Origin of the sequence: Mycolicibacterium duvalii (assembly GCF_010726645.1) — a bacterium.
Classification (GTDB): Bacteria; Actinomycetota; Actinomycetes; order Mycobacteriales; family Mycobacteriaceae; genus Mycobacterium; species Mycobacterium duvalii.
The window spans coordinates 4,939,414-4,960,369 of sequence record NZ_AP022563.1; the positions used below are offsets into that span (position 1 = coordinate 4,939,414).

Below are 20,956 nucleotides of genomic sequence, written 5' to 3' on the forward strand. Positions count from 1 at the left end.
AGTTGCGCCGCCACCGCATTCCACGCGCGATCATCGCGGTTCTGGCCGCGTGGAATGCCGTGGCTGCGTCCGGGATGGCGGCTGCGACGCCGATCAGCGTTCCGCCGCTGCTGCCGGGACAGGTGTTGCGGCTGGCGCCGGTTGCTGGAACCGGTACCGCCACAGCTGATTACGGAATCGGCGCCACCGATCTCTGTGAGTTCATGGAGTTCCCCAGCGGGACTCTGCAGGTATGCGGCGACAGCTTCGCCGGTCAGGGCGTGGGCTACGGCGGCTGGTACTCGCCGATCGCGTTGCATGTCGTCGACGAGTCGCTCGATCAGGGCGAGGTGCGCTACGACCGTGTCACCGGTGTGTTCGAACCGCTGCTGACCGACCCGACACCACCGGGGGCGTCGCAGTTGCCGGCCGGGGTCGTCGAGATCAACCGGGACAACTACCTGATGGTGACCACCACCGAGGCGCTGCGGCCACAGAGCTCCCGGTTGGTGCACGCGGTTGCCGGACAGACGAACTGGGCCACCATCCCCGGCTCGGTGCGCGACGCCGACCATGCCGGCGGCGCCCAGTCGCAGATCAGTGGATATTACGACCCGATCCCGGCCGTCGACTCGGCGCGCGGATGGGTCTACATCGTCGCGAACAACTTCGATCGCAGCGGACCGGTGTCGTTGTACCGCGCCACACCCGGTGAGTTCACCGACCGATCGAGCTGGCAGGCCTGGACGGGCACCGGCTGGGGCGGCGAGGCCGCGCCACTGTGGGCCGACCGGGTCGGCGAGTTCAGCGTGCGCCAGATCGACGGCGCCACCGTGTTGTCGTACTTCAACGCCACCACCGGCAACATGGAGATCCGGGTGGCCCGGGACCCGACGCTGTTGGGGTCGGCGCCGGTGACGACGGTCGTGGTCGCGGCGCCGTGGCCGGACCGGGCAGAGGTACTGCCGCCGCCGCAGGACAACCGCCTGGCTCAGCCCTACGGCGGCTATCTGTCCCCGCGATCGACCCTCGACGACGTGCGGGTGTTCGTCAGCCAGTGGAACACCACTCCGCGCGGCGGCACCCCGTATCGCGTCATCCAATATGCGGTGAACCCGTTCAAGCCGTGGTAGCGCCGGCTCCGAGGACCGCGTCGACGGCCATGTAGAGGGTCTCGGTCTCGGCGTGCAGGACGGATTCGCCGGAGGGCAGGGCGCGTGCCACCGATAAGCCGTTGAGGACGGTGTTCAAGAAGGTCACGTTGCGGGAGAGATCGTCGCGGGGCAGCGCATGTTCGTCGGCGAGGACGCCCAGCCAGTACTCGATTCGCCCTGCGGCTGCCCGTTCGAAGGCGAGATACGCGGTGCGTACCTTGTCGTCGGGTTCGGGTGCGATGAAGGCGTCATAGGCAGCGCCCCAGGCTTTTCGTGCCTCCTCGCCGACCCCGGCGGAGGCCAGTACCTGCCGCAGGCAGTCCACCAGCCGGTCCCGGGCCGGCCGCGACCGGTCCAGGATCGGGTCGTCGGGCGCGAGATGCCGGTAGATCCTGGTCAGCAGTTCGTCCTGGAGAGCCCGCTGGGTGGGGAAGTGGAAGCGCAGCGATCCGACGCTCACACCCGCCCGGGCTGCGACCGCGCGGACGCTGAGCCTGGTGGTCACGTCGTCGGCGAGCATCTCGGCCGCGGCCTTCAGAATTCTCTCCCGCGTGTGCATGGGCAGAACACTACTAGTACAGTGTGCTAGCGCGCCGACTAGTACGGCGTATCAGTGATCGTGGAGCAGACGGGAAGGTCGGTAATGCCGGTTCGACAGTGGCGACCGTTGCGCATCATCAGTCAGAACGGCGGCGCCTATCTGGCGACGAACGCGGCCATGTACGGCCTGCTCGTCATCGGTTTCGCACTCGGCCTGCTTTTCCCGAGCCTCAGCCAGGCGCAGGTCACGCGGTTGGAGGAGGACGGCACGGCCGACCTCGTCCGGTCGCTGCTCGACAATCCCTGGCTGTTCGCGCTGACCATCCTCGCGGTCAACGCGCTGACGATCGGAGCGGTGACCATCGTCGGGCCGTCGCTGATCGTGCCGTTCTCGGGCGTCCTGCTGTTCGCCTACTGGGCCGTGCGGACGGGGATGACCCTCGTCCCGCAGAACGATATCGGCTGGGTGGCGTTGATCCCCCACTCGCTGACGGTGGTCATCGAGTTCCAGGCCTACATTCTCCTGGTCGTGGGCGGCCACCTCCACGGCAAGTACTGGATCCGGCCCCGCACCGTCGGGGCCGAAAGCCGTCGGACCGGTTACCTTCGAGGGCTGCAGACGCTCGGCTGGCTCGCGCTGCCGGCCCTGGCTCTTCTCGTCGTCGGCGCGGTGTACGAGGCGTTCTCGTTGCGCTATGTCGTGCACCCGCTGGCCGGTTGGTTGTTGTAGGCCCGCAGCGTCGAGACGCTCATAGTGAACTCACAGCTCAGACCTAGCTGCGACTGTGGTGCGCGCGACGAAGATTGCGGTCATGAATGAAACGACACCTCCCCAGAACCAGCCCGAGCCCGCGACCGAACCGGTGCCGGCCCCGCCCGCCGAACCGCGGACCGTCTACGTCGCGCAGCCCCCCCACCGGCTGAACAAAGCCGCACTGTGGGTCGGCATCGCCGCCGGCTCGGTGTTCATCCTCGCGGCGATCTTCGGTGCGGGGGTCTTCGTCGGTAAGAACATCGACGGCGGCCCGCGCTACCTGCACAACGGTCCCGGCGTGGTGGGCCACCACGGCCCGATGGCTCCGATGCCGCCGATGGGCCAGCGCGGAGGCCCCGGTGCGGGTATGCCCGGCCCGTTCGGTCCCGGCGGGCCCACGGGCCAGGCGCCGAATCAGCCCGGTGGAGCGGCTGAGCCGACCACCACCGCCACGCCGCGGCCCTGACGGACTTGGGGCATCCGGGATGGTTTGACCGCTCTTCGGGTACTCGGGCCGGTGAGGAGGACGGCCCAGCCCCCAGTCCCAGCCTGCCGTCCCTCGGCGAGGAGATGAGATGACTGACAAGTTCGCGACGACCGATTCCGGTGCCCCGATCCCCAGTGTCGAGCACTCACTGACCGTCGGATCCGACGGGCCCATCCTGCTGCAGGACCACTACCTGATCGAGCAGATGGCCAACTTCAACCGCGAGCGCATCCCGGAGCGCCAGCCGCACGCCAAGGGCGGTGGGGCGTTCGGACAGTTCGAGGTCACCCATGACGTCAGCCAGTTCACCAAGGCGGCATTCCTGCAGCCGGGCACCAAGACCGAGATGGTGGCCCGGTTCTCGACGGTGGCCGGGGAACGGGGCAGCCCCGACACCTGGCGCGATCCCCGCGGCTTCGCGTTGAAGTTCTACACCTCCGACGGCAACTTCGACATGGTCGGCAACAACACTCCCGTGTTCTTCGTCCGCGACCCGATGAAGTTCCAGAACTTCATCCGCAGCCAGAAGCGGATGGCCGCCAACAACCTCCGCGACCACAACATGCAGTGGGACTTCTGGACCCTCTCCCCGGAGTCGGCCCATCAGGTCACCTGGCTGATGGGTGATCGCGGTATCCCGAAAACCTGGCGCCACATGAACGGCTACTCCAGCCACACCTACAGCTGGCTCAACGCCAACGACGAGATGTTCTGGGTGAAGTATCACTTCAAGACCGACCAGGGCATCGACTACCTCACCCAGGAGGATGCCGACCGGCTGGCCGGTGAGGACGCCGACTACCACCAGCGGGACCTGTTCACCGCGATCGAAGACGGCAACTTCCCGAGCTGGACGCTGCACGTGCAGATCATGCCGTTCGAGGACGCCAAGACCTACCGGTTCAACCCGTTCGACCTGACCAAGGTCTGGCCGCACGCCGACTATCCGCTGCACGAGGTCGGCAAGATGACGTTGAACCGCAACGTCGTCGACTACCACGCGCAGATGGAGCAGGCGGCGTTCGAGCCCAACAACATCGTGCCCGGGACCGGCCTGAGCCCGGACAAGATGCTGCTGGCCCGCGGGTTCTCCTACGCCGACGCCCACCGCCACCGGCTCGGCGTGAATTACAAGCAGATCCCGGTCAACGAACCGCAGACCGAGGTCCGCGCCTACAGCAAGGACGGAGCGATGCGGATCCGCAACGCACCCGACCCGGTGTACGCGCCGAACTCGATGGGCGGCCCGGAAGCCGACCCCCGCCGCGCCTCCGAGGTGCACTGGACCTCCGACGGCGACATGGTCCGTTCGGCGTACGCGTTGCGCAGCGATGACGACGACTTCGGTCAGGCCGGCACGCTGGTTCGCGAGGTGCTCGACGACGCGGCGCGAGACCGCTTGGTGCACAACATCGTCGGACACGTCTCCGACGGGGTGAAGGAGCCGGTGCTGTCCCGGGTGTTCGAGTACTGGCGCAACGTCGACCCCGAACTCGGCAAGAAGGTCGAGGAGGGCGTCCGCAATGGCGGTTAGCCCTGGCTTTGCCCTTGGCCGGGGTAGGGCAACAATGCCATCTCTCTGGCGTTCTTGATCGCCGTCGTGACCTGACGTTGCTGTTGCACGGTCAGGCCGGTCACTGTCCGCGACCGGATCTTGCCGCGCTCGGAGAGGAACTGGCGCAGCGTCGGTGTGTCTTTGTAGTCGACCTGTTCGATGCCCAGACTCTTCAACAGGTTTCGGCGCTTCTTCGCCGGCGCGGCCTCGCGCTTACGGGCGCTCACCAGCTCGACTTCCGGACTCCGGGCAGCTGACCCTGATGGGCGAGCTCGCGCACCCGCACCCGCGACAGGCCGAACTTGCGGAGATGCCCGCGGGGTCGCCCGTCGATCGAGTCGCGGTTGCGCAGCCGTACCGGGCTGGCGTCGCGGGGTTGACGATTGAGTTCGGACTGCGCCTGCAGCCGTTCCTGTGACGAGGTGGCGGGCGACTTGATGACCGCCTTGAGTTCGGCGCGACGTTCGGCGTAACGCGCGACGATGGCGCGGCGACGTTCGTTCTGCACGATCTTGGACTTCTTGGCCATCAGCGCTCCTCGCGAAAGTCGACGTGTTTGCGCAACACCGGGTCGTACTTGCGCAGCACGATCCGGTCGGGGTCGTTGCGCCGATTCTTGCGGGTGATGTAGGTGTATCCGGTGCCTGCGGTGGACTTGAGTTTGACCAGCGGGCGGATCTCGTTGCGCGCCATCAGACCTTGACTCCCTCCCGGCGCAGCCGCGCCACCACCGATTCGATCCCGTCGCGGTCGATGACCTTGATGCCCTTGGTACTGACCCGTAGCCGGATCCGGCGGTCTTCGGAGGGCAGGTAATACGTCTTGGTCTGGATGTTCGGCTTCCAGCGCCGGCGCGTGCGGCGGTGCGAATGCGACACCGAGTTGCCGAAGCCGGGTTCTCGGCCGGTGACCTGACACCGAGCGGACACAGAGACCTCCTTATTGAAAATGATTTTCGACAAGCCGTGCGGGGAACTGTAGCGTGAAACCGCCCTTAATGAAAATCATTACCAATAAAGGAGGTCTGATGGTGAGGCAGACGCCGGTCCTGCTCGTGGCCGGACAGGGGGAGGGCGACGAGGTCCCCGACATCATGGGCGCGCTGTTGCGAGGAGATGGCACCGCGGTCGTCGAGCACCGATTCGACGGCCATGTGGTGCACCGGAGAACTACTCTGATCCAGAACGGGCTGCCCGTCGCGGCGGACGAGGTGCTGGAGCTGACCAACTGCTGCCTGTCGTGCACGGTGCGCAACGGACTCATCGGCCACCTGCGACGACTGCACCGCAGACCCGACGTCACCCGTATCGCGGTGCGCCTCGACCCGTGGATGGAACCCGAACCGGTCTGCTACGTCATCGCCCATTCGCCTGCGGCGCGGGACGTGGCGGTGGCGGCGGTCGTCACCGCGGTCAACGCCGCGACGTGGCTGGGCCAGGCTCTCGAGGACGACGAACTCGACGACGGGCGCACCGTCGCGCAGGTCGCCGTCGCGCAGGTCGAGTTCGCCGACGTCGTGGTCCTCACCCACCCGGACCCCGACACCCTCGCCGTCGCGCGCCGACTCGCGCCCAGTGCGCGGGTCACCGTCGGTACGCAGCGCCTCGGCCTGGCGCTGGCCAATCTGGACGACGGCGCGCGGCGCGGTCGCAGCGACGACCCCCACGGATCCCTGCTGACGGGACAACCCCCGCTCGCCCCCGCCGGCCGGGTGCGCCTCGTCGAGTTCCGGGCGCGGCGTCCCTTCCATCCCGTGCGGCTCTACGCCGCCGTCGACACCCTTCTCGACGGGGTGGTGCGCAGCCGGGGCCGCGTATGGCTGGCGACCCGCCCCCGGGAGGTGATGTGGCTGGAATCAGCCGGAGCGGGGCTGCGCCTGACCCCTGAGGGAAAGTGGTTGGCGGCCATGACCTCTCAGGAGGTTGCCTACGTGAACCCGGAGCGGCGGGCGATGGCCGACCTGATCTGGGACCACCGCCATGGGGACCGGCACACGTCGCTGACCGTGTTGGTCTGCGGCGCGGAACCCGCTGAGATCCTCGCCGCGCTCGACGGAGCGCTGCTGACCGACACGGAGATGGCGCACCCACAGGACTGGTGCCGCTATGAAGACCCCTTCGGGCCTCCGTTGGACGGTCCGGCCGATCACGCCCGTTTGGCATGATCGGAGAGATGAGTATCGACGTCGTCTACACCGCAGAGTCCACCGCCACCGGGGGCGGCCGCGACGGCCACGTGAAGTCCGCCGACGGAAAACTCGACCTCGACACCCGCCCGCCGAAGGAGATGGGCGGCAGCGGCGACGGGGTCAACCCCGAACTGCTGTTCTCCGCCGGGTACGCGGCCTGCTTCCTGGGCGCCCTGCGGCTGGTCGCCAAGAACGAGAAGGTCACTCTCGACGAGGCCAGCGGCATCACCGCGAAAGTCGGCATCGGGAAAGACGGCGAGGACGGCGGCTTCGGCCTGATCGTGGCGCTGATCGGGTACCTGCCCGGGCTCGAACAGCGTGTCGCCGATGACCTGATGGACAAGGCACAGCAGGTGTGCCCGTACTCCAAGGCGACGCGCGGCAACGTCGATGTCTCGCTGCGCGCGAAGGTCTGACATGCGTGCGGCCATCGCCTTCACGGTCGGTGCCCTCGTCACCGTGCTGACGGCCGCACCGGTCTCGGCCAGCCCGTCGGTACCGGGGGTGGTCAACTACGCCGTGCTGCCCAAGGGGTCGGTGGGCAACATCGTCGGCGCCCGGATGGGGTTCGAGTCGACCTTCCCGCGGCCGTTCCAGGCGTTCTGGGTCGACAACCCGGTCTGCAACAACTGGGCCGACATCGGGCTGCCCGAGGTGTACAACGATCCCGACCTCGCGGCGTTCAACGGGGCGGTCACCCAGTCCTCGCCGACGGACATGACCCACTTCGTCAAACAGGCCGTCGGGGTGTTCGCCACCGCCGAGGCCGCCGACCGGGCGTTCCACCGCGTCGTCGACCGCACCATCGGCTGCTCGGGGCAGACCACCGCGATGCACCTGAACGACTTCACCACCCAGGTGTGGACGTTCACCGGGGGCCCGGCCTCGGCGACCGACGCGGACTGGGTCAAACAGGAGGCCGGCACCGACCGCCGCTGCTTCGCCACCACGCGGCTACGGGAGAACGTGTTGCTGCAGGCCAAGGTGTGCCAGCCCGGCAACGGTGGACCGGCAGTGAATGTGCTGGCCGGAGCGATGCAGAACACGCTGGGGCAATAGCGGGCCGAGACGTCATCGCGATGTCACCGGAAAACTCGGCGGAATTTGTCGGTCGGCTCTTCCAAGATGGGTACATAGCAGCGATCGCCCCACACCCGGAGAGGGGTGCTGATGGCAAGCACCATGACATCCCGTGATGTCGTCGAGCAGCGCACGGAAACACTGAGCAGTGCGGAGTCGGCTGCGCACCACATCGTCGAGACCTGCCTGACCGACGGGCCGGTGGGAGCGGTGGGTCTGGAGATCGAGGCGCATTGTTACGACCTGGCCGATCCGTGGCGACGGCCCGGCTGGGAGGAACTGACCGCGACGATTGCGGAGTTGCCGCCGCTGCCCGGCGGCAGTGTGGTCACCCTCGAACCCGGGGGAGCGGTGGAGTTGTCGGGCCCGCCGCTGGGCGACGTCGGCGCCGCGGTGACGGCCATGGCGACGGATCGCTCGGTGCTGCGGACCGCGTTCGCGCAGGCCGGGCTCGGGTTGGTGCTGCTGGGCGCCGACCCGCTGCGTCCGGTCGGCCGCGTCAATCCGGGTGCGCGCTACGCCGCGATGGAGTCGTTCTTCCGGGCCAGCGACACCGGTGCTGCGGGCGCGGCGATGATGACGTCGACAGCGTCGGTGCAGGTCAATCTCGACGCCGGCCCGCAGCAGGGCTGGGCCGACCGGGTGCGGCTGGCCCACGCGTTGGGGCCGACGATGATCGCGATCGCCGCGAACTCGCCGATCCTCAGCGGCGACTTCACCGGTTGGCAGTCCACCCGGCAACTGGTGTGGAGTCGGCTGGACTCGGCGAGGTGTGGGCCGATCCTCGGGGCCAGCGGCGCCGACCCCGCCAGTGACTGGGCCCGGTATGCGCTGCGCGCGCCGGTGATGCTGGTGCACAACCCGGATCCGGTCCCGGTCACCCAGTGGGTGCCGTTCGCCGACTGGGCCGACGGGCGGGTGCCCCTCGGCGGCCGCGCGCCGACGGTGGCCGACCTCGAGTACCACTTGACCACACTGTTCCCTCCCGTGCGTCCGCGCGGGTTCCTCGAGGTGCGCTATCTCGACAGCGTGCCCGACGCGCTGTGGCCCGCGCTTGTGTCGACGCTGACCGTCCTGCTCGACGACCCGGTGGCTGCCGGCATCGCCGCCGAGGCCACCGAACCGGTGGCCGGCGCGTGGGACCGCGCCGCCCGTCTCGGCCTGACCGACCGCAGGCTGCACCGCGCGGCGGTCGCCTGCGTGCACGCCGCGGCCGATCGGGCGCCCGCCGGGCTCGGGGAATCGATGATGGTGCTCCTGCGTTCGGTGGAGCAGGGACGCTGCCCCGCCGACGGGTTCGCCGACCGCGTGGTGGCGAACGGTATCGCACCGGCGCTCGCCGACCTGGCACGAGGAGATTTGTGAGGCCCCACGAGACGCTCGCCGACGAACTCGCCCGCGCCCGGGATCGCACGCTGCATCTCGTCGATTTCGACGACGAAGAGGTGCGCCGCCAGTACGACCCGTTGATGAGCCCGTTGGTGTGGGACCTCGCCCATATCGGGCAGCAGGAGGAGTTCTGGCTGTTGCGCGGCGGCGACGCGAACCGGCCGGGTCTGCTCACCCCACAGGTCGATTCGCTCTACGACGCGTTCGTGCATTCCCGCGCCGCCCGCGTCGACCTGCCGTTGCTTCCGCCGACTGAGGCCCGGGCCTACTGCGCCACCGTGCGCGGCAAGGTCCTCGACATGCTCGACACGTTGCCCGACGATCACCCGGAACTCTTCACCGTCGGCATGGTGATCAGCCACGAGAATCAGCACGACGAGACCATGCTGGCCGCATTGAACCTGCGTGCGGGCGCACCGCTGTTGGACTGCGGCGCAGCGCTGCCCGCCGGCCGGCCGGAGGTGGCGGGGACATCGGTGCCGGTGCCGGGCGGGCCGTTCGTCCTCGGCGTGGACGGTGCGTCGGAACCCTTCTCCCTGGACAACGAACGACCCGCCCACGTCGTCGACGTCCCGTCGTTTCGCATCGGCCGGGTTCCGGTCACCAACGGCGAATGGCGGCAGTTCGTCGACGACGGCGGCTACCGGCAGCGCCGCTGGTGGTCCGAGGACGGCTGGGCCCACCGGCAGGCGGCCGGATTGACCGCCCCGCTGTTCTGGAACCTCGACGGCGGTTGCGCCGGCTCCCGCACCCGCTTCGGCCACGTCGAGGACATCCCCGACGACGAACCGGTCCAGCACGTCACGTTCTTCGAAGCCGAGGCCTACGCGGCGTGGGCCGGCGCTCGGCTGCCCACCGAGATCGAGTGGGAGAAGGCGTGCGCATGGGACCCGGCCACTGGGTCTCGACGCCGATTCCCTTGGGGTGCAACGCCGCCCACCTCCCGTCTGGCCAACCTCGATGGGCAGGCGCGGCGGCCGGCCCCGGTGGGCGCCTACCCGGACGGCGCGTCGGCCTACGGCGCCGAGCAGATGCTGGGCGACGTGTGGGAATGGACCACGTCGCGGCTGCGGCCGTGGCCGGGGTTCAGTCCGATGGTGTACGAGCGCTACTCGCAGCCGTTCTTCGAGGGCGAGACCACCGGTGACTACCGGGTGCTGCGCGGCGGATCGTGGGCGGTGTCCGCGGACATCCTGCGCCCCAGCTTCCGCAACTGGGACCACCCGATCCGCCGGCAGATCTTCTCCGGGGTGCGGTTGGCGTGGGACAGCCATGTGTAGGCACCTGGGCTGGTTGGGCGAGCCGGTCTCGGTGGCATCGCTGACGTTGGATCCTCCGTCGGGGCTGCTCGTGCAGTCCTACGCCCCACGCCGCCAGAAGCACGGGTTGATGAACGCCGACGGCTGGGGCGTCGGGTTCTTCGACGGCGACGTGCCGCGCCGCTGGCGCAGTGCCGCACCGCTGTGGACGGACGCGTCGTTCGCGTCGGTGGCACCTGCGCTGATGGGGCGGTGCGTGGTGGCGGCGGTCCGGTCGGCCAGCGTGGGGATGCCCATCGAGCCCACCGCATCGGCGCCGTTCAGTGACGGGCACTGGCTGCTGTCACACAACGGTCTGGTCGACCGTGCGGTGCTGCCGCTGTCGCGGCACGCGGAATCGACCAACGACAGCGCGTTGCTGGCCGCGCTGATCTTCGAGCGCGGCGTCCACGCGCTCGGTGACACCGTGGCCTCCGTCGGCGCCGAAGACCCCACGGCGCGACTGAACATATTGGCAGGCAACGGTTCTCGACTGGTCGCCACGACATGGGGGGACACGTTGTCGGTGCTGCGCCGCGCCGACGGCGTGGTGCTGGCAAGCGAACCCTACGATGACGACCCGGCATGGCAAGAAGTGCCCGACCGCCACCTCGTCGAGGTCGTCGGCGCCGACGTCACGATGACCCCGCTGAAAGGACCGTGATGGCCTCACCCTCCGCATCACTCACCAACTACCTGGCCGCCGACGCCGCCGACACGGCATTGCGCCGCGACGTGCGCGACGGCCTGACCGCACGGCCGAAGTCGTTGCCGCCCAAATGGTTCTACGACGAAGTCGGCAGCGAGCTGTTCGATCAGATCACCAGGCTGCCCGAGTACTACCCCACCCGGGCGGAAGCGCAGATCCTGCGCACCCATGCCGGAGACATCGTCGACGCGTGCGCAGCCGACACCCTGGTGGAGCTCGGCAGCGGCACCTCGGAGAAGACCCGCATGCTTCTCGACGCGCTGCGCGACCGCGGCTCCCTGAGCCGCTTCGTCCCGTTCGACGTCGACGCGAGCGTGCTGCAGTCCGCCGCGGCGGCGATCGGTGCGGAGTACCCGGGAGTCGAGATCACCGCCGTCTGCGGCGACTTCGAGCAGCATCTGGACAAGATCCCAGCGCAAGGCCGTCGGTTGATCGCCTTCCTGGGCTCGACGATCGGCAACCTGACCGCGGCGCCGCGCGCCGAGTTCCTGGCCGCCGTGGCGCGCCTGATGCAGCCCGGCGATGCCTTCCTGCTGGGCACCGACCTGGTCAAGGACAGCGAGCGGCTGGTGCGCGCCTACGACGATGCCGCCGGGGTGACCGCGCAGTTCAACCGCAACGTGCTCGCGGTGATCAACCGCCAGCTCGGGGCGGACTTCGACCTGAGCGCCTTCGAGCACGTCGCGCGCTGGAACAGTGACGAGGAACGAATCGAGATGCGGTTGCGGGCGACGCGCGCGCAGCGGGTGCGGATCGCCGACCTGGCTCTGGAGGTGGACTTCGCGGCCGGGGAGGAGATCCTGACCGAGGTGTCGTGCAAGTTCCGCCGGGCCGGCGTCGACGCCGAATTGGCCGGCGCTGGGCTGCGCCGCACGCACTGGTGGACTGACGCCGCCGGCGACTTCGCGCTGTCGCTTTCGGTGAAATGAGCCTCGCTGAACGGTGGCGGTCCGCGCGTCCGCCCGTTGCAGGGGTGCACCTCGACAGCGCGGCCTGCTCGCGGCAGAGCCTGGCGGCGATCGACGCGGCCGCCAGCCACGCCCGCCACGAAGCGGAGGTTGGCGGGTACGTGGCCGCCGAAGCCGCCGCGCCCACTCTTGACGCCGGCCGCGCGGCGGTGCGTGCCCTGACCGCCATGGCCGACGCCGAGGTCTTCTTCACCACCGGGTCCGGCCATGCGCTCGACATCCTGCTGGGCAGCTGGACGGGCGGACGCACCATCGCCTGCCTGCCAGGCGAGTACGGGCCCAATCTGGCGAGTATGGCCCGGCACGGGTTCGACGTCCGCGAACTGCCGGTCGACGGTGCGGGTCGGCTGGACGTCGACGCCGCCGCCGGCGCACTGGCCGAGAATCCGCCGGCGTTGCTGCACCTCACCGTGCTGGGCAGCCACCGCGGCACGGTGCAACCGGTCCGCGAGATCGCCGCGGCGTGCCGCGCCGCGGGCATCCCGCTGTTCGTCGATGCGGCACAGGCGTTCGCCCACCTGGACTGCGCGTCGATCGGTGCCGACGCGCTGTACTCATCCTCGCGCAAGTGGACAGCCGGGCCGCGCGGCGTCGGCCTGCTGGCCACCCGGCCAGGCCTGTTGCCCGAGCTTGAGCAGCAACGGCTGGGACACGTCGAAGTCAATGTCGGTCTGCACGTCGGGTTGTGCGTGGCGCTGGGCGAACTGCTGGCCTTGGGGCCCGCCGACGTCCGCACGCAGCTGTGTGAGGTCGGGGCGCTGACCCGGACCGTGCTGGGGGAGGTGGCGGGATGGCAGGTGATCGAGCACGTCGACGAGCCGAGCGCCATCACCACCCTGTATCCGCCCGACGGGGTGGATCCGCTGACCGTGCGCGCCCGCCTTATCGCCGAGCACTCGATCGTCACCACCTATGTCGGCACCGAGCGCGCGCCGCGGGAGATGAGCCGGCCCGCGCTGCGGATCTCGCCGCATGTCGACGTCACCGACGACGACTTGGCCACGCTGGCCGCGGCGCTCGTCGCCGTCGGGCGCTGATCTAGGACTGTTTGTGCGCTGAAAGCAGGAAAGCCTGCAGGCGTAGCCGCCCGCGGTCATCGAGCAGGTCCAGCGGGGGCGGCGGACCGGACGTGGCCGGGACGTTGGTGTGGATCAGCGCCGGCCGGATGTCGTCGATCACCCAGTAGCGGGAAACCGCCTCGCGCAGTTCGATTTCGGACACCTCGTTGGGGCCGGGCGCCATCTCGGCGGGGAATGCCCCCTTGGCGAAGACCAGCACGAAGTAGCCGGCGCCGGGCGCGGCGGCGCGGTGGATCGAGCGCAGATAGGCGTCCCGGGACTCCACGGGCAGCGAGTGGAACAGGGTGCTGTCCACCACGGTGGAGAACCGGTCGTCGTAACCGTCCAACGCGGTGATGTCCGCCGCGGCGAACGTCGCCCGCTCCGACAGTCCACGCTCGGCTGCCGCCGCGGTGGCCGCGGCCACGGCCGTCGGGCTGATGTCCACTCCGGTCACGGTGTACCCGTCGGCCGCCAGGGCCAGCGAGAGCTCGGCATGCCCGCAACCGGCGTCGAGAACCTCGCTGCGGAACCTGCCCGCCCGCCACAGCGCCGCCAACTCCGGTTGCGGCTCGCCGATGTTCCACGGGGGCTCGCCGTCAAAGTGACCCTCGCCGCGGTAGGCGCTGTCCCAGTCCATCACCTCGGTCATGTGGGCCACGGTACCGACGACGGCTCAGTCCGGGATCTCCCAGGTGTGCACGGGCTCGTTGCCGTGCATGTGGACGCAGTACTGCCGCAGCATCTCGGCCAGCGCGTCGGGCCGGCTCATGCCCCGACCCTGCAATGCCTCGACGGTCAGTGCCTGCCACGTCGCGCCGTTGCGGCCGGTCTTGGCCCGGCCTTCGATGACGCCCAGGTAGCGGTCCCGCACCTCGGCGGCCACCTCCCATCGCCGCAGCCCCTCGTCGGCCATCGGCAGCAGTCGCCGCAGGATCAGCTCGTCGGGGGTCACCTCGCCCAGCCCGGGCCAGTACATGCGGCAGTCCATGCCGTACTGCGCCGCCTGCAGGAAATTGTGTTCCGCGGCAGCGAAACTCATCTGGGTCCAGACGGGGCGGTCCTCCTCCGACAGCGTCCGCAGCATGCCGTAGTAGAACGCCGAGTTGGCCATCATGTCGACGACGGTCGGGCCGGCGGGCAGCACCCGGTTCTCCACCCGCAGGTGCGGCCGGCCGTTCACGAAGTCGTAGACGGGGCGGTTCCACCGGTAGATGGTGCCGTTGTGCAGGCGCAGCTCCGAGAGCCGCGGCGTGCGCCCGGCTTCGAGTTCGGCGACCGGGTCCTCGTCGGAGAGTTCCGGCAACAGCGACGGAAAGTAGCGCACGTTCTCCTCGAACAGATCGAAGATCGACGTGATCCACCGTTCCCCGAACCACACCCGCGGCCGTACCCCCTGGGTCTTGAGCTCCTAGGGCCGGGTGTCGGTGGCCTGGGCGAACAATTCGATTCGCGTCTCGGCCCACAGGTGATGGCCGAAGAAGAAGGGCGAGTTCGCGCCCAGCGCGAGTTGCGGCCCCGCCAGCACTTGCGCCGCGTTCCAATTGTTGGCGAAGTCGGCTGGGGACACCTGCAGGTGCAACTGCATGCTGGTGCAGGCGGATTCGGGCGCGATGGTGGCGGTCTGCAGGCTCAGCCGTTCCGGGCCGGTGATGTCGATCATGATGTCCTCACCGCGGGCGGTGAAGATGGAGTCGTTGAGTGCCTGGTAGCGGATCGACTCGCTCATCCACGCGCCGGACAGGTGCTGGGGCATCAACGTCGGCAGGATGCCGACCATGACGATGTGGGCGTCGGAGAGATTGGCCTTGACCTCCGCGGCGTTGAGGCTGGCGCGGACCTCGTCTTCGAGTTCGAGCGCCGCCCGACCCGGCAGCCGCCGCGGCGGCACATTGAACTCGATGTTGTAGGCGCCCAACTCGGTTTGGTACGCGGGATCGGCGATGGACGCCAGCACCTCGGAGTTGCTCATCGCCGGCTGGTATTGCGAGTCGACGAGGTTGCACTCGATCTCCATGCCGGTCAGCGGCTTCTCGAAGTCGAAGCTGGACCGGGACAGCATCGTCTCGAACACGTCGAGGCACAGCTGCACCTTGCGCCGGTACTCGCGCCGGTGCTCGCGGCTGAATTCGGTGTGCTTGAGCTCTTCGCCCACGTCACGAGCCTATCCGGCGCGCCACCATGATTTGTGGTCCCAGACAGCCGCCGCGCAACTCGACGTCGATGTCGGGACCGGCGTGGCGTGCCAGGGCCCGCAGCGCCGACGGGCTGTAGGCGCGCAGTGAGCTGATCACCCCGTCGTGCACGAACGGCACCAGCGGTGCCCACGGCAACATCGTCGCCAGCCGCAGCAGGTGCAGCGGCGCGGGCGGGCGGGGCAGGTCGATGATCAGCAGGATGTGCGCGACGCGGGTGCCCTCGGCGATCACCTGTGCCGCCGCGTCGGGTCCCAGGTGGTGGAACGACAGCGCGAACACCGCCAGGTCGAACGATCCGTCGGGCGCGTCGATCGCGGTGGCATCGATTCGGCGTATCTGCGCGCGCCGGTGCGAGCCGAGCTCGCCGGCGGCGATCGCCTCCACCGAGTCGGCATCGACGTCGGTGACCGTCACCTGCGCGGTGGGGTGCCAGTCCAACAGCAGTCGCGACAGACCGCCGTGGCCGGCGCCGAGCTCCAGGATCTTCGGATCGGCGACGTCGGCGACCGCGTCCAACGCGATGGCGGCGAACCGGCCGTGATTGCCGAACACCTGACCGGTCCAGTCCAGCGCCCGGATCACACTGCGCTTCCGGCGCGCGAGATCGGGATCGTCTGCGTCGTCGCGGTCGAGGTATTCCAGTCGGTCGGTGCGCAGCAGCCGGTCCAGACAGGACGCGTGCGGCCCGCCGCGCGGCATCGAGGTGATGTCGATCGTCTGCTCGGCCATGTGGTCCATCATGGACGAATGGCCGACTTCGTCGCTGCAATCGATCAGGGCACCACCAGTACCCGCTGCATGATCTTCGACCATGACGGGGCCGAGGTGGGCCGCCACCAGCTCGAACACGAGCAGATCCTGCCCCGGGCCGGCTGGGTCGAACACAACCCGGTTGAGATCTGGGAGCGCACCGGCTCGGTGCTGGCCTCGGTGCTGAACAACACCGACCTGTCCACCGGCGACCTTGCCGCGCTCGGCATCACCAACCAGCGGGAGACGTCGCTGGTGTGGAACCGGCGCACCGGACGGCCCTACCACAACGCGATCGTCTGGCAGGACACCCGCACCGACCGCATCGCCTCGGCGCTGGACCGTGACGGCCGCGGTGACGTGATCCGGCAGAAGGCCGGCCTGCCGCCCGCCACGTATTTCTCCGGCGGAAAGCTGCAGTGGCTGCTGGAAAATGTCGACGGGTTGCGCGCCGACGCCGAGAAGGGCGACGCGCTGTTCGGCACCACCGACACCTGGGTGCTGTGGAACCTGACCGGCGGGCACCGCGGCGGTGTGCACGTCACCGATGTCACCAATGCCAGCCGCACGATGCTGATGAATCTCGAGACGCTGGACTGGGACGACGAACTGCTCGGCTTCTTCGGCGTCCCGCGCCAGATGCTGCCCGAGATCCGGCCCTCGTCGTCGCGTCAGCCGCACGGGGTGACCGTGGAGACCGGCCCCGCCGACGGCGAGATTCCGATCACCGGCATCCTGGGCGACCAGCAGGCCGCCATGGTCGGGCAGGTCTGCCTCGAGGTGGGCGAGGCCAAGAACACCTACGGCACCGGCAACTTCCTGCTGATCAACACCGGCGAGGAGATCGTACGGTCCGGCAACGGATTGTTGACCACGCTGTGTTACCAGTTCGACGGCTCGAAACCCGTTTATGCCCTTGAAGGTTCGATCGCGGTGACCGGCTCTGCGGTGCAATGGCTGCGTGACCAGCTCGGCATCATCAGCGGGGCCTCGCAGAGCGAGGCGCTGGCCCGGCAGGTCGACGACAACGGCGGCGTGTATTTCGTGCCGGCATTCTCAGGTCTGTTCGCGCCGTACTGGCGCTCCGACGCGCGCGGCGCCATCGTCGGGCTGTCGAGGTACAACACCAACGCCCATCTGGCCCGCGCCACCCTGGAATCGATCTGCTATCAGAGCCGTGACGTCGTCGACGCGATGGCCGTCGACTCCGGCGTCACCTTGGAGGTCCTCAAGGTCGACGGCGGCATCACCGCCAACGATCTGTGCATGCAGATCCAGGCCGACGTGCTCGGCGTCGACGTGGTCAAGCCGGTGGTCGCCGAGACCACCGCGCTGGGAGCGGCCTACGCCGCCGGGCTGGGCGTCGGATTCTGGGACGGGCCGGAGGATCTGCGGGCCAACTGGCAGGAGGGTCAGCGCTGGACGCCGCAGTGGTCGGCCGAGCAGCGCGAGGCCGGCTACGCGGGTTGGCGCAAAGCCGTCGAACGCACTCTGGACTGGGTCGACGTCGACTGACCTGTGGGGGACTACTGGTCGGCAGCGACCAGCCCGCGCAGGGTGATCTCCGGGTTCTCCCGCTGCACGGTCTCCAGCCGCCACTTGGTGGCGAACACGGCCAGCAGGACTCCGTCGGTGCGGGTGAACACCTCCACCGACGGGAGCCGCGCAAGGAGCTTCACATCCTCGGGCTCGCAGAGGCGCGCGACGGTGTATGGCAACGGTTCCAGCGTGATCGGTGCGCTGAACTCGGCGGCCATCCGGTGACTGGCCACCTCGAACTGCATGGGTCCGACGGCGGCCAGTACCGGGGCCTGGTCACCGCGCAGGTCCGAGCGCAGCACCTGGACCACGCCTTCCTGGTCGAGCTGCTCGATCCCTTTGCGGAACTGCTTGTGCTTGCTGGGGTCGGAACCTCGGGCCACCGAGAAGTGCTCGGGAGAGAAGCTCGGTATCGGCGGGTACTGCACGGCGACGTCGGAGTACAGCGTGTCGCCGGGGCGCAGCGCGGCCGCGTTGGCCAGCCCGATGACGTCACCCGGCCACGCGGTGTCCAGGGTCGAGCGCTGCTGGCCGAAGACCGATTGTGCGTACTTGGTGACGAACGGTTTACCGGTGGTGGCGTGAGTGAGCACATCGCCGCGCTCGAACGTGCCTGAGCACACCCGGGCGTAGGCGATGCGGTCGCGGTGCGCGGAGTCCATGCCGGCCTGAACTTTGAACACGAACGCCGAGAACGGGGAGTCGGCCTCGCGGCGGTTGCCGTCGACGTCGATTGCGCCGTTGGGCGACGGGGCCAACTGGGTGAGGACGTCGAGAAGCTGGTTCACGCCGAAGTTGAGGATGGCGGAGGTGAACAGCACCGGAGTCGACGTGCACCGCAGGAACGACTCCCGGTCGAAGTCGGCGCCGTCGGCGGACAGCAGTTCGGATTCCTCGACCGCTGTGTCCCAGTCGTCTCCCGCGATTTCGTGTGCGCGGGACGCCTCGATGTGTTCTTCGGGGGCGGCGGTGGCGCCGCCCGCCGTGCGGGTGTACTTGATGTACTTGCCGGTCCGCCGGTCGAGGACACCCTTGAAATCGCCGGCGATGCCGACCGGCCAGGTCAACGGCGTGGTCTGCAGCTGGATGCGCTCGTGGATCTCGTCCATCAACTCCAGCGCGTACCGGCCCGGCCGGTCCCATTTGTTGACCACCGTGATGATCGGGATGCCGCGGTGCCGGCACACCTGGAACAGCTTCAGCGTCTGCGGTTCCAGGCCTTTGGCCGCGTCGATGAGCATCACCGCGCAGTCGACGGCGGTGAGCACCCGGTAGGTGTCCTCGGAGAAGTCGGCGTGGCCGGGGGTGTCGAGCAGGTTGATGATGCAGGTGTCGCCGCTACCGGTGGTGTACGGGAACTGCAGCGCGGTCGACGTGATCGAGATGCCGCGCGCTTTCTCCATCTCCATCCAGTCCGACACCGTGGCGCGCCGGTTGCCCTTGCCGTGCACGGCGCCGGCCTCGGTGATCGCCTTGGCGTGCAGTACCAGCGCCTCGGTCAGGGTGGATTTCCCGGCGTCGGGGTGGCTGATCACGGCGAAGGTGCGGCGGCGGCGGGCTTCGAGCGAGACCTTGTCTGAGCGGGGTGCGACCGTCGCGGCCGCACCGGGGGAATTCGTCATTGTGGTGCGATTTTATTGGCCGGGGCCGCCGAAGCGTTAATCGTTGTTGCTGTCGAGTTCCTGTTTGGTCTGGGCGTCGAGCACGATGTCGCGCACCGCGGTGTTCTCCTCGAGGTGTGCCACCGACGAGGTTCCGGGGATCAACAGCACGTTCGGTGCCACAGCCAGCGTCCACGCCAACACGATCTGCGCCGGGGTGCGGCCCAGCTGCTGCGCTTCGCGCACCACCGCGGGGTGGGTGAGCACCGGATTGTCCGGCAGGAAGCCCGACCCCAGCGGGAAGAACGGCACGAACGCGATGTCCCGTTCGGTGCAGAGGTCCAATACCGGCTGCGACGACCGGTCCAGCAGGTTGTAGGCGTTCTGCACGCAGACGATCTCCGTGCGGTCCAGCGCGATTCGCAGATGCTCGACAGTGATGTTGCTCAGTCCGATTCCGGCGATCAGGCCCTCGTCACGCGCGGTGATCATCGTCGAGAGCTGACGGTCGAACAGGTCGCGGTCGACTTCGCTGTCGAAGATGCGCAGGTTGACCGCCGCGAGCCGGTCGGTGTCGAGCGTGCGCAAGTTCGCCTCGAGCTGGGCGCGCAGGTCGTCGGGGTCCTGGGCGGGCAGCCAGGCACCCCGGTCGTCGCGCTTGCCGCCGACCTTGCTGACCAGTGCGAGGTCGGCCGGATAGGGGTGCAGCGCCTCGCGGATCAGCTGGTTGGCGACGTCGGGCCCGTAGATCTGCGCGGTGTCGATGTGGTTGATGCCCAGCCCGCGCGCGCGTCGCAGCACGGCCAGGGCCTGGTCGTGGTCGCGGGGCGGCCCGAACACCCCGGGGCCCGGAAGTTGCATGGCGCCGAACCCGACGCGTCCGACGGAGTAGGAGCCGAGGGGGAAGCTGTCCATGGTGTTTACCTACGCGAGTTCGGCGTGATTTCATCCCGTTTGCGGTACGAAACCACGCCGAAATCGCAGCGGGCTGCCTAGTCCTCGCCGAGGACGTGGTAGATCTCGCGGCGGGCGGTGTTGACGATCTCGAGGATCCGCGCCTGCTGCTCCGGGGTGGCCGCGTGCGCCGACTGCGCGACAGCGCCCATCAGCTGGCCCACGGCGTTACGCAGGCCCATCGCCGTCGGGTCGGCGCCTTCGGTGATGGCCTCCCAGGGTGCCGCGTCGATCTTCTCCGCGGCCGCGCGGCCGTCGTCGGTCAGCTCGAAGAGCTTCTTGCTGCCCTCGGTCTCGGTCGCGGCGAGCAGGCCTTCGTCGACGAGAAGCTGCAGGGTGGGATAGATCGAGCCGGGGCTCGGCTTCCACAGCTGCCGGCTGCGCTCGTGGATCTCCTGGATCATCTCGTAGCCGTGCATCGGACGTTCGGTGAGCAGCTTCAGGATTGCGGCGCGCACGTCGCCGCGCCGGCCGCGATTACCTCCGCGGCGGCGCGGACCACCCGGGCCGAAACCGAAGCCGGGACCGAAACCGCCGGGGCCGAAACCACCGGCGCCGAAGCCGAACCCGGCGTCGCCGCGGTGATCCCGGAGGTGGTCGCGGAACTCGCGCCTGGCCTGGCGGCGACGCTCGTGGAGCATGTGGCGGTCGGCCGGGCCGAAGCCGAAACCGAGGTTGCTGAACGGGTTCTCTGGGGGTGTGAATGGGGTGTTCATATGTCTGTGTCCTTCGTAGGGCGAAAGCGCCGTACGGCG

General features: G+C 68.9%; 23 protein-coding genes and 1 pseudogene. 13 read left to right on the forward strand and 11 right to left on the reverse strand.

Features of this window, described 5'->3' with window-relative positions:
* Nucleotides 1–2 precede the first annotated feature (2 nt).
* The gene (locus tag G6N31_RS23410) at nt 3–1,112 is read left to right on the forward strand and encodes a DUF4185 domain-containing protein (protein WP_420090231.1); all 1,110 of its coding nucleotides are present in this window, start codon (nt 3–5) and stop codon (nt 1,110–1,112) included.
* Here the strand turns inward: G6N31_RS23410 and G6N31_RS23415 are convergent.
* Nucleotides 1,099–1,692: a TetR/AcrR family transcriptional regulator gene (locus tag G6N31_RS23415; RefSeq protein ID WP_098002116.1), complete on the reverse strand. Its 594-nt coding sequence runs from the start codon at nt 1,690–1,692 to the stop codon at nt 1,099–1,101. The two genes, G6N31_RS23410 and G6N31_RS23415, sit on opposite strands and share 14 nt — an antisense overlap.
* Nucleotides 1,693–1,776: 84 nt before the next feature.
* On the opposite strand from G6N31_RS23415, the gene G6N31_RS23420 reads away from it, so the two are divergent.
* From G6N31_RS23420 to G6N31_RS23430, 3 genes are all read left to right on the forward strand, one after another.
* On the forward strand, nt 1,777–2,403 hold the full coding sequence (locus G6N31_RS23420; protein WP_098002115.1) for a stage II sporulation protein M: 627 nt from the start codon (nt 1,777–1,779) through the stop codon (nt 2,401–2,403).
* 82 nt (nt 2,404–2,485) lie between these two features.
* Nucleotides 2,486–2,893, forward strand: a complete 408-nt coding sequence (locus tag G6N31_RS23425; protein WP_098002237.1) for a hypothetical protein — start codon at nt 2,486–2,488, stop codon at nt 2,891–2,893.
* 109 nt (nt 2,894–3,002) lie between these two features.
* Entirely contained in the window at nt 3,003–4,448 is a 1,446-nt protein-coding gene (locus G6N31_RS23430; protein ID WP_098002114.1) for a catalase, read from the forward strand.
* Here G6N31_RS23430 and rpsR read toward each other — a convergent pair.
* From rpsR to rpmB, 4 genes are read right to left on the reverse strand one after another with little or no spacing between them, the layout of a single operon-like run.
* Entirely contained in the window at nt 4,445–4,696 is a 252-nt protein-coding gene (rpsR, locus tag G6N31_RS23435) for a 30S ribosomal protein S18 (RefSeq protein ID WP_098002113.1), read from the reverse strand. The genes G6N31_RS23430 and rpsR overlap by 4 nt on opposite strands.
* Entirely contained in the window at nt 4,693–4,998 is a 306-nt protein-coding gene (gene rpsN, locus G6N31_RS23440) for a 30S ribosomal protein S14 (RefSeq protein ID WP_098002112.1), read from the reverse strand. The genes rpsR and rpsN overlap by 4 nt, the downstream gene beginning before the upstream one ends.
* Nucleotides 4,998–5,162, reverse strand: coding sequence for a 50S ribosomal protein L33 (rpmG, locus tag G6N31_RS23445; protein ID WP_098002111.1), 165 nt, complete (start codon nt 5,160–5,162; stop codon nt 4,998–5,000). Before rpmG ends, rpsN begins: the two co-directional genes overlap by 1 nt.
* On the reverse strand, nt 5,162–5,398 hold the full coding sequence (rpmB, locus tag G6N31_RS23450) for a 50S ribosomal protein L28 (RefSeq protein WP_098002110.1): 237 nt from the start codon (nt 5,396–5,398) through the stop codon (nt 5,162–5,164). The genes rpmG and rpmB overlap by 1 nt, the downstream gene beginning before the upstream one ends.
* A 98-nt stretch (nt 5,399–5,496) precedes the next feature.
* On the opposite strand from rpmB, the gene mrf reads away from it, so the two are divergent.
* The 8 genes from mrf to egtE all read left to right on the forward strand — a co-directional run bounded on the left by mrf (nt 5,497) and on the right by egtE (nt 13,138).
* Entirely contained in the window at nt 5,497–6,633 is a 1,137-nt protein-coding gene (gene mrf / locus G6N31_RS23455) for a ribosome hibernation factor-recruiting GTPase MRF (protein WP_098002109.1), read from the forward strand.
* Nucleotides 6,634–6,641: 8 nt separating this feature from the next.
* Nucleotides 6,642–7,073 (forward strand): organic hydroperoxide resistance protein, encoded by a 432-nt coding sequence (locus G6N31_RS23460; RefSeq protein ID WP_179964229.1) that lies wholly within the window; start codon nt 6,642–6,644, stop codon nt 7,071–7,073.
* Between the two features lies 1 nt (nt 7,074).
* Nucleotides 7,075–7,716, forward strand: a complete 642-nt coding sequence (locus G6N31_RS23465; protein ID WP_098002107.1) for a sensor domain-containing protein — start codon at nt 7,075–7,077, stop codon at nt 7,714–7,716.
* A 111-nt stretch (nt 7,717–7,827) separates the two neighbouring features.
* Nucleotides 7,828–9,102, forward strand: coding sequence for an ergothioneine biosynthesis glutamate--cysteine ligase EgtA (egtA, locus tag G6N31_RS23470; RefSeq protein WP_098002236.1), 1,275 nt, complete (start codon nt 7,828–7,830; stop codon nt 9,100–9,102).
* A complete protein-coding gene (gene egtB, locus G6N31_RS23475; RefSeq protein ID WP_098002106.1) occupies nt 9,099–10,406 on the forward strand; it encodes an ergothioneine biosynthesis protein EgtB in 1,308 nt (435 codons plus the stop codon). The genes egtA and egtB overlap by 4 nt, the downstream gene beginning before the upstream one ends.
* Entirely contained in the window at nt 10,399–11,088 is a 690-nt protein-coding gene (egtC, locus tag G6N31_RS23480; protein ID WP_098002105.1) for an ergothioneine biosynthesis protein EgtC, read from the forward strand. Before egtB ends, egtC begins: the two co-directional genes overlap by 8 nt.
* The gene (egtD, locus tag G6N31_RS23485; protein WP_098002104.1) at nt 11,088–12,062 is read left to right on the forward strand and encodes an L-histidine N(alpha)-methyltransferase; all 975 of its coding nucleotides are present in this window, start codon (nt 11,088–11,090) and stop codon (nt 12,060–12,062) included. The genes egtC and egtD overlap by 1 nt, the downstream gene beginning before the upstream one ends.
* Nucleotides 12,059–13,138: an ergothioneine biosynthesis PLP-dependent enzyme EgtE gene (gene egtE, locus G6N31_RS23490; protein WP_098002103.1), complete on the forward strand. Its 1,080-nt coding sequence runs from the start codon at nt 12,059–12,061 to the stop codon at nt 13,136–13,138. Before egtD ends, egtE begins: the two co-directional genes overlap by 4 nt.
* 1 nt (nt 13,139) lies before the next feature.
* On the opposite strand, the gene G6N31_RS23495 is transcribed toward egtE, so the two are convergent.
* The 3 genes and pseudogenes from G6N31_RS23495 to G6N31_RS23505 form a co-directional block, all read right to left on the reverse strand.
* Nucleotides 13,140–13,811: an SAM-dependent methyltransferase gene (locus tag G6N31_RS23495; protein ID WP_098002102.1), complete on the reverse strand. Its 672-nt coding sequence runs from the start codon at nt 13,809–13,811 to the stop codon at nt 13,140–13,142.
* Nucleotides 13,812–13,835: 24 nt separating this feature from the next.
* Nucleotides 13,836–15,314 (reverse strand): annotated as a pseudogene (locus G6N31_RS23500) (glutamate-cysteine ligase family protein).
* A 1-nt stretch (nt 15,315) separates the two neighbouring features.
* Entirely contained in the window at nt 15,316–16,095 is a 780-nt protein-coding gene (locus G6N31_RS23505) for a class I SAM-dependent methyltransferase (protein WP_163722495.1), read from the reverse strand.
* Between the two features lie 9 nt (nt 16,096–16,104).
* Here G6N31_RS23505 and glpK point away from each other — a divergent pair, with 9 nt between their 5' ends.
* Nucleotides 16,105–17,622, forward strand: a complete 1,518-nt coding sequence (gene glpK, locus G6N31_RS23510) for a glycerol kinase GlpK (protein WP_098002101.1) — start codon at nt 16,105–16,107, stop codon at nt 17,620–17,622.
* 11 nt (nt 17,623–17,633) lie between these two features.
* On the opposite strand, the gene G6N31_RS23515 is transcribed toward glpK, so the two are convergent.
* From G6N31_RS23515 to G6N31_RS23525, 3 genes are all read right to left on the reverse strand, one after another.
* The gene (locus G6N31_RS23515) at nt 17,634–19,268 is read right to left on the reverse strand and encodes a peptide chain release factor 3 (protein ID WP_098002100.1); all 1,635 of its coding nucleotides are present in this window, start codon (nt 19,266–19,268) and stop codon (nt 17,634–17,636) included.
* A 36-nt stretch (nt 19,269–19,304) separates the two neighbouring features.
* A complete protein-coding gene (locus G6N31_RS23520; RefSeq protein ID WP_098002099.1) occupies nt 19,305–20,162 on the reverse strand; it encodes an oxidoreductase in 858 nt (285 codons plus the stop codon).
* A 77-nt stretch (nt 20,163–20,239) separates the two neighbouring features.
* Nucleotides 20,240–20,917, reverse strand: coding sequence for a PadR family transcriptional regulator (locus G6N31_RS23525; RefSeq protein ID WP_098002098.1), 678 nt, complete (start codon nt 20,915–20,917; stop codon nt 20,240–20,242).
* Nucleotides 20,918–20,956: the final 39 nt, after the last annotated feature.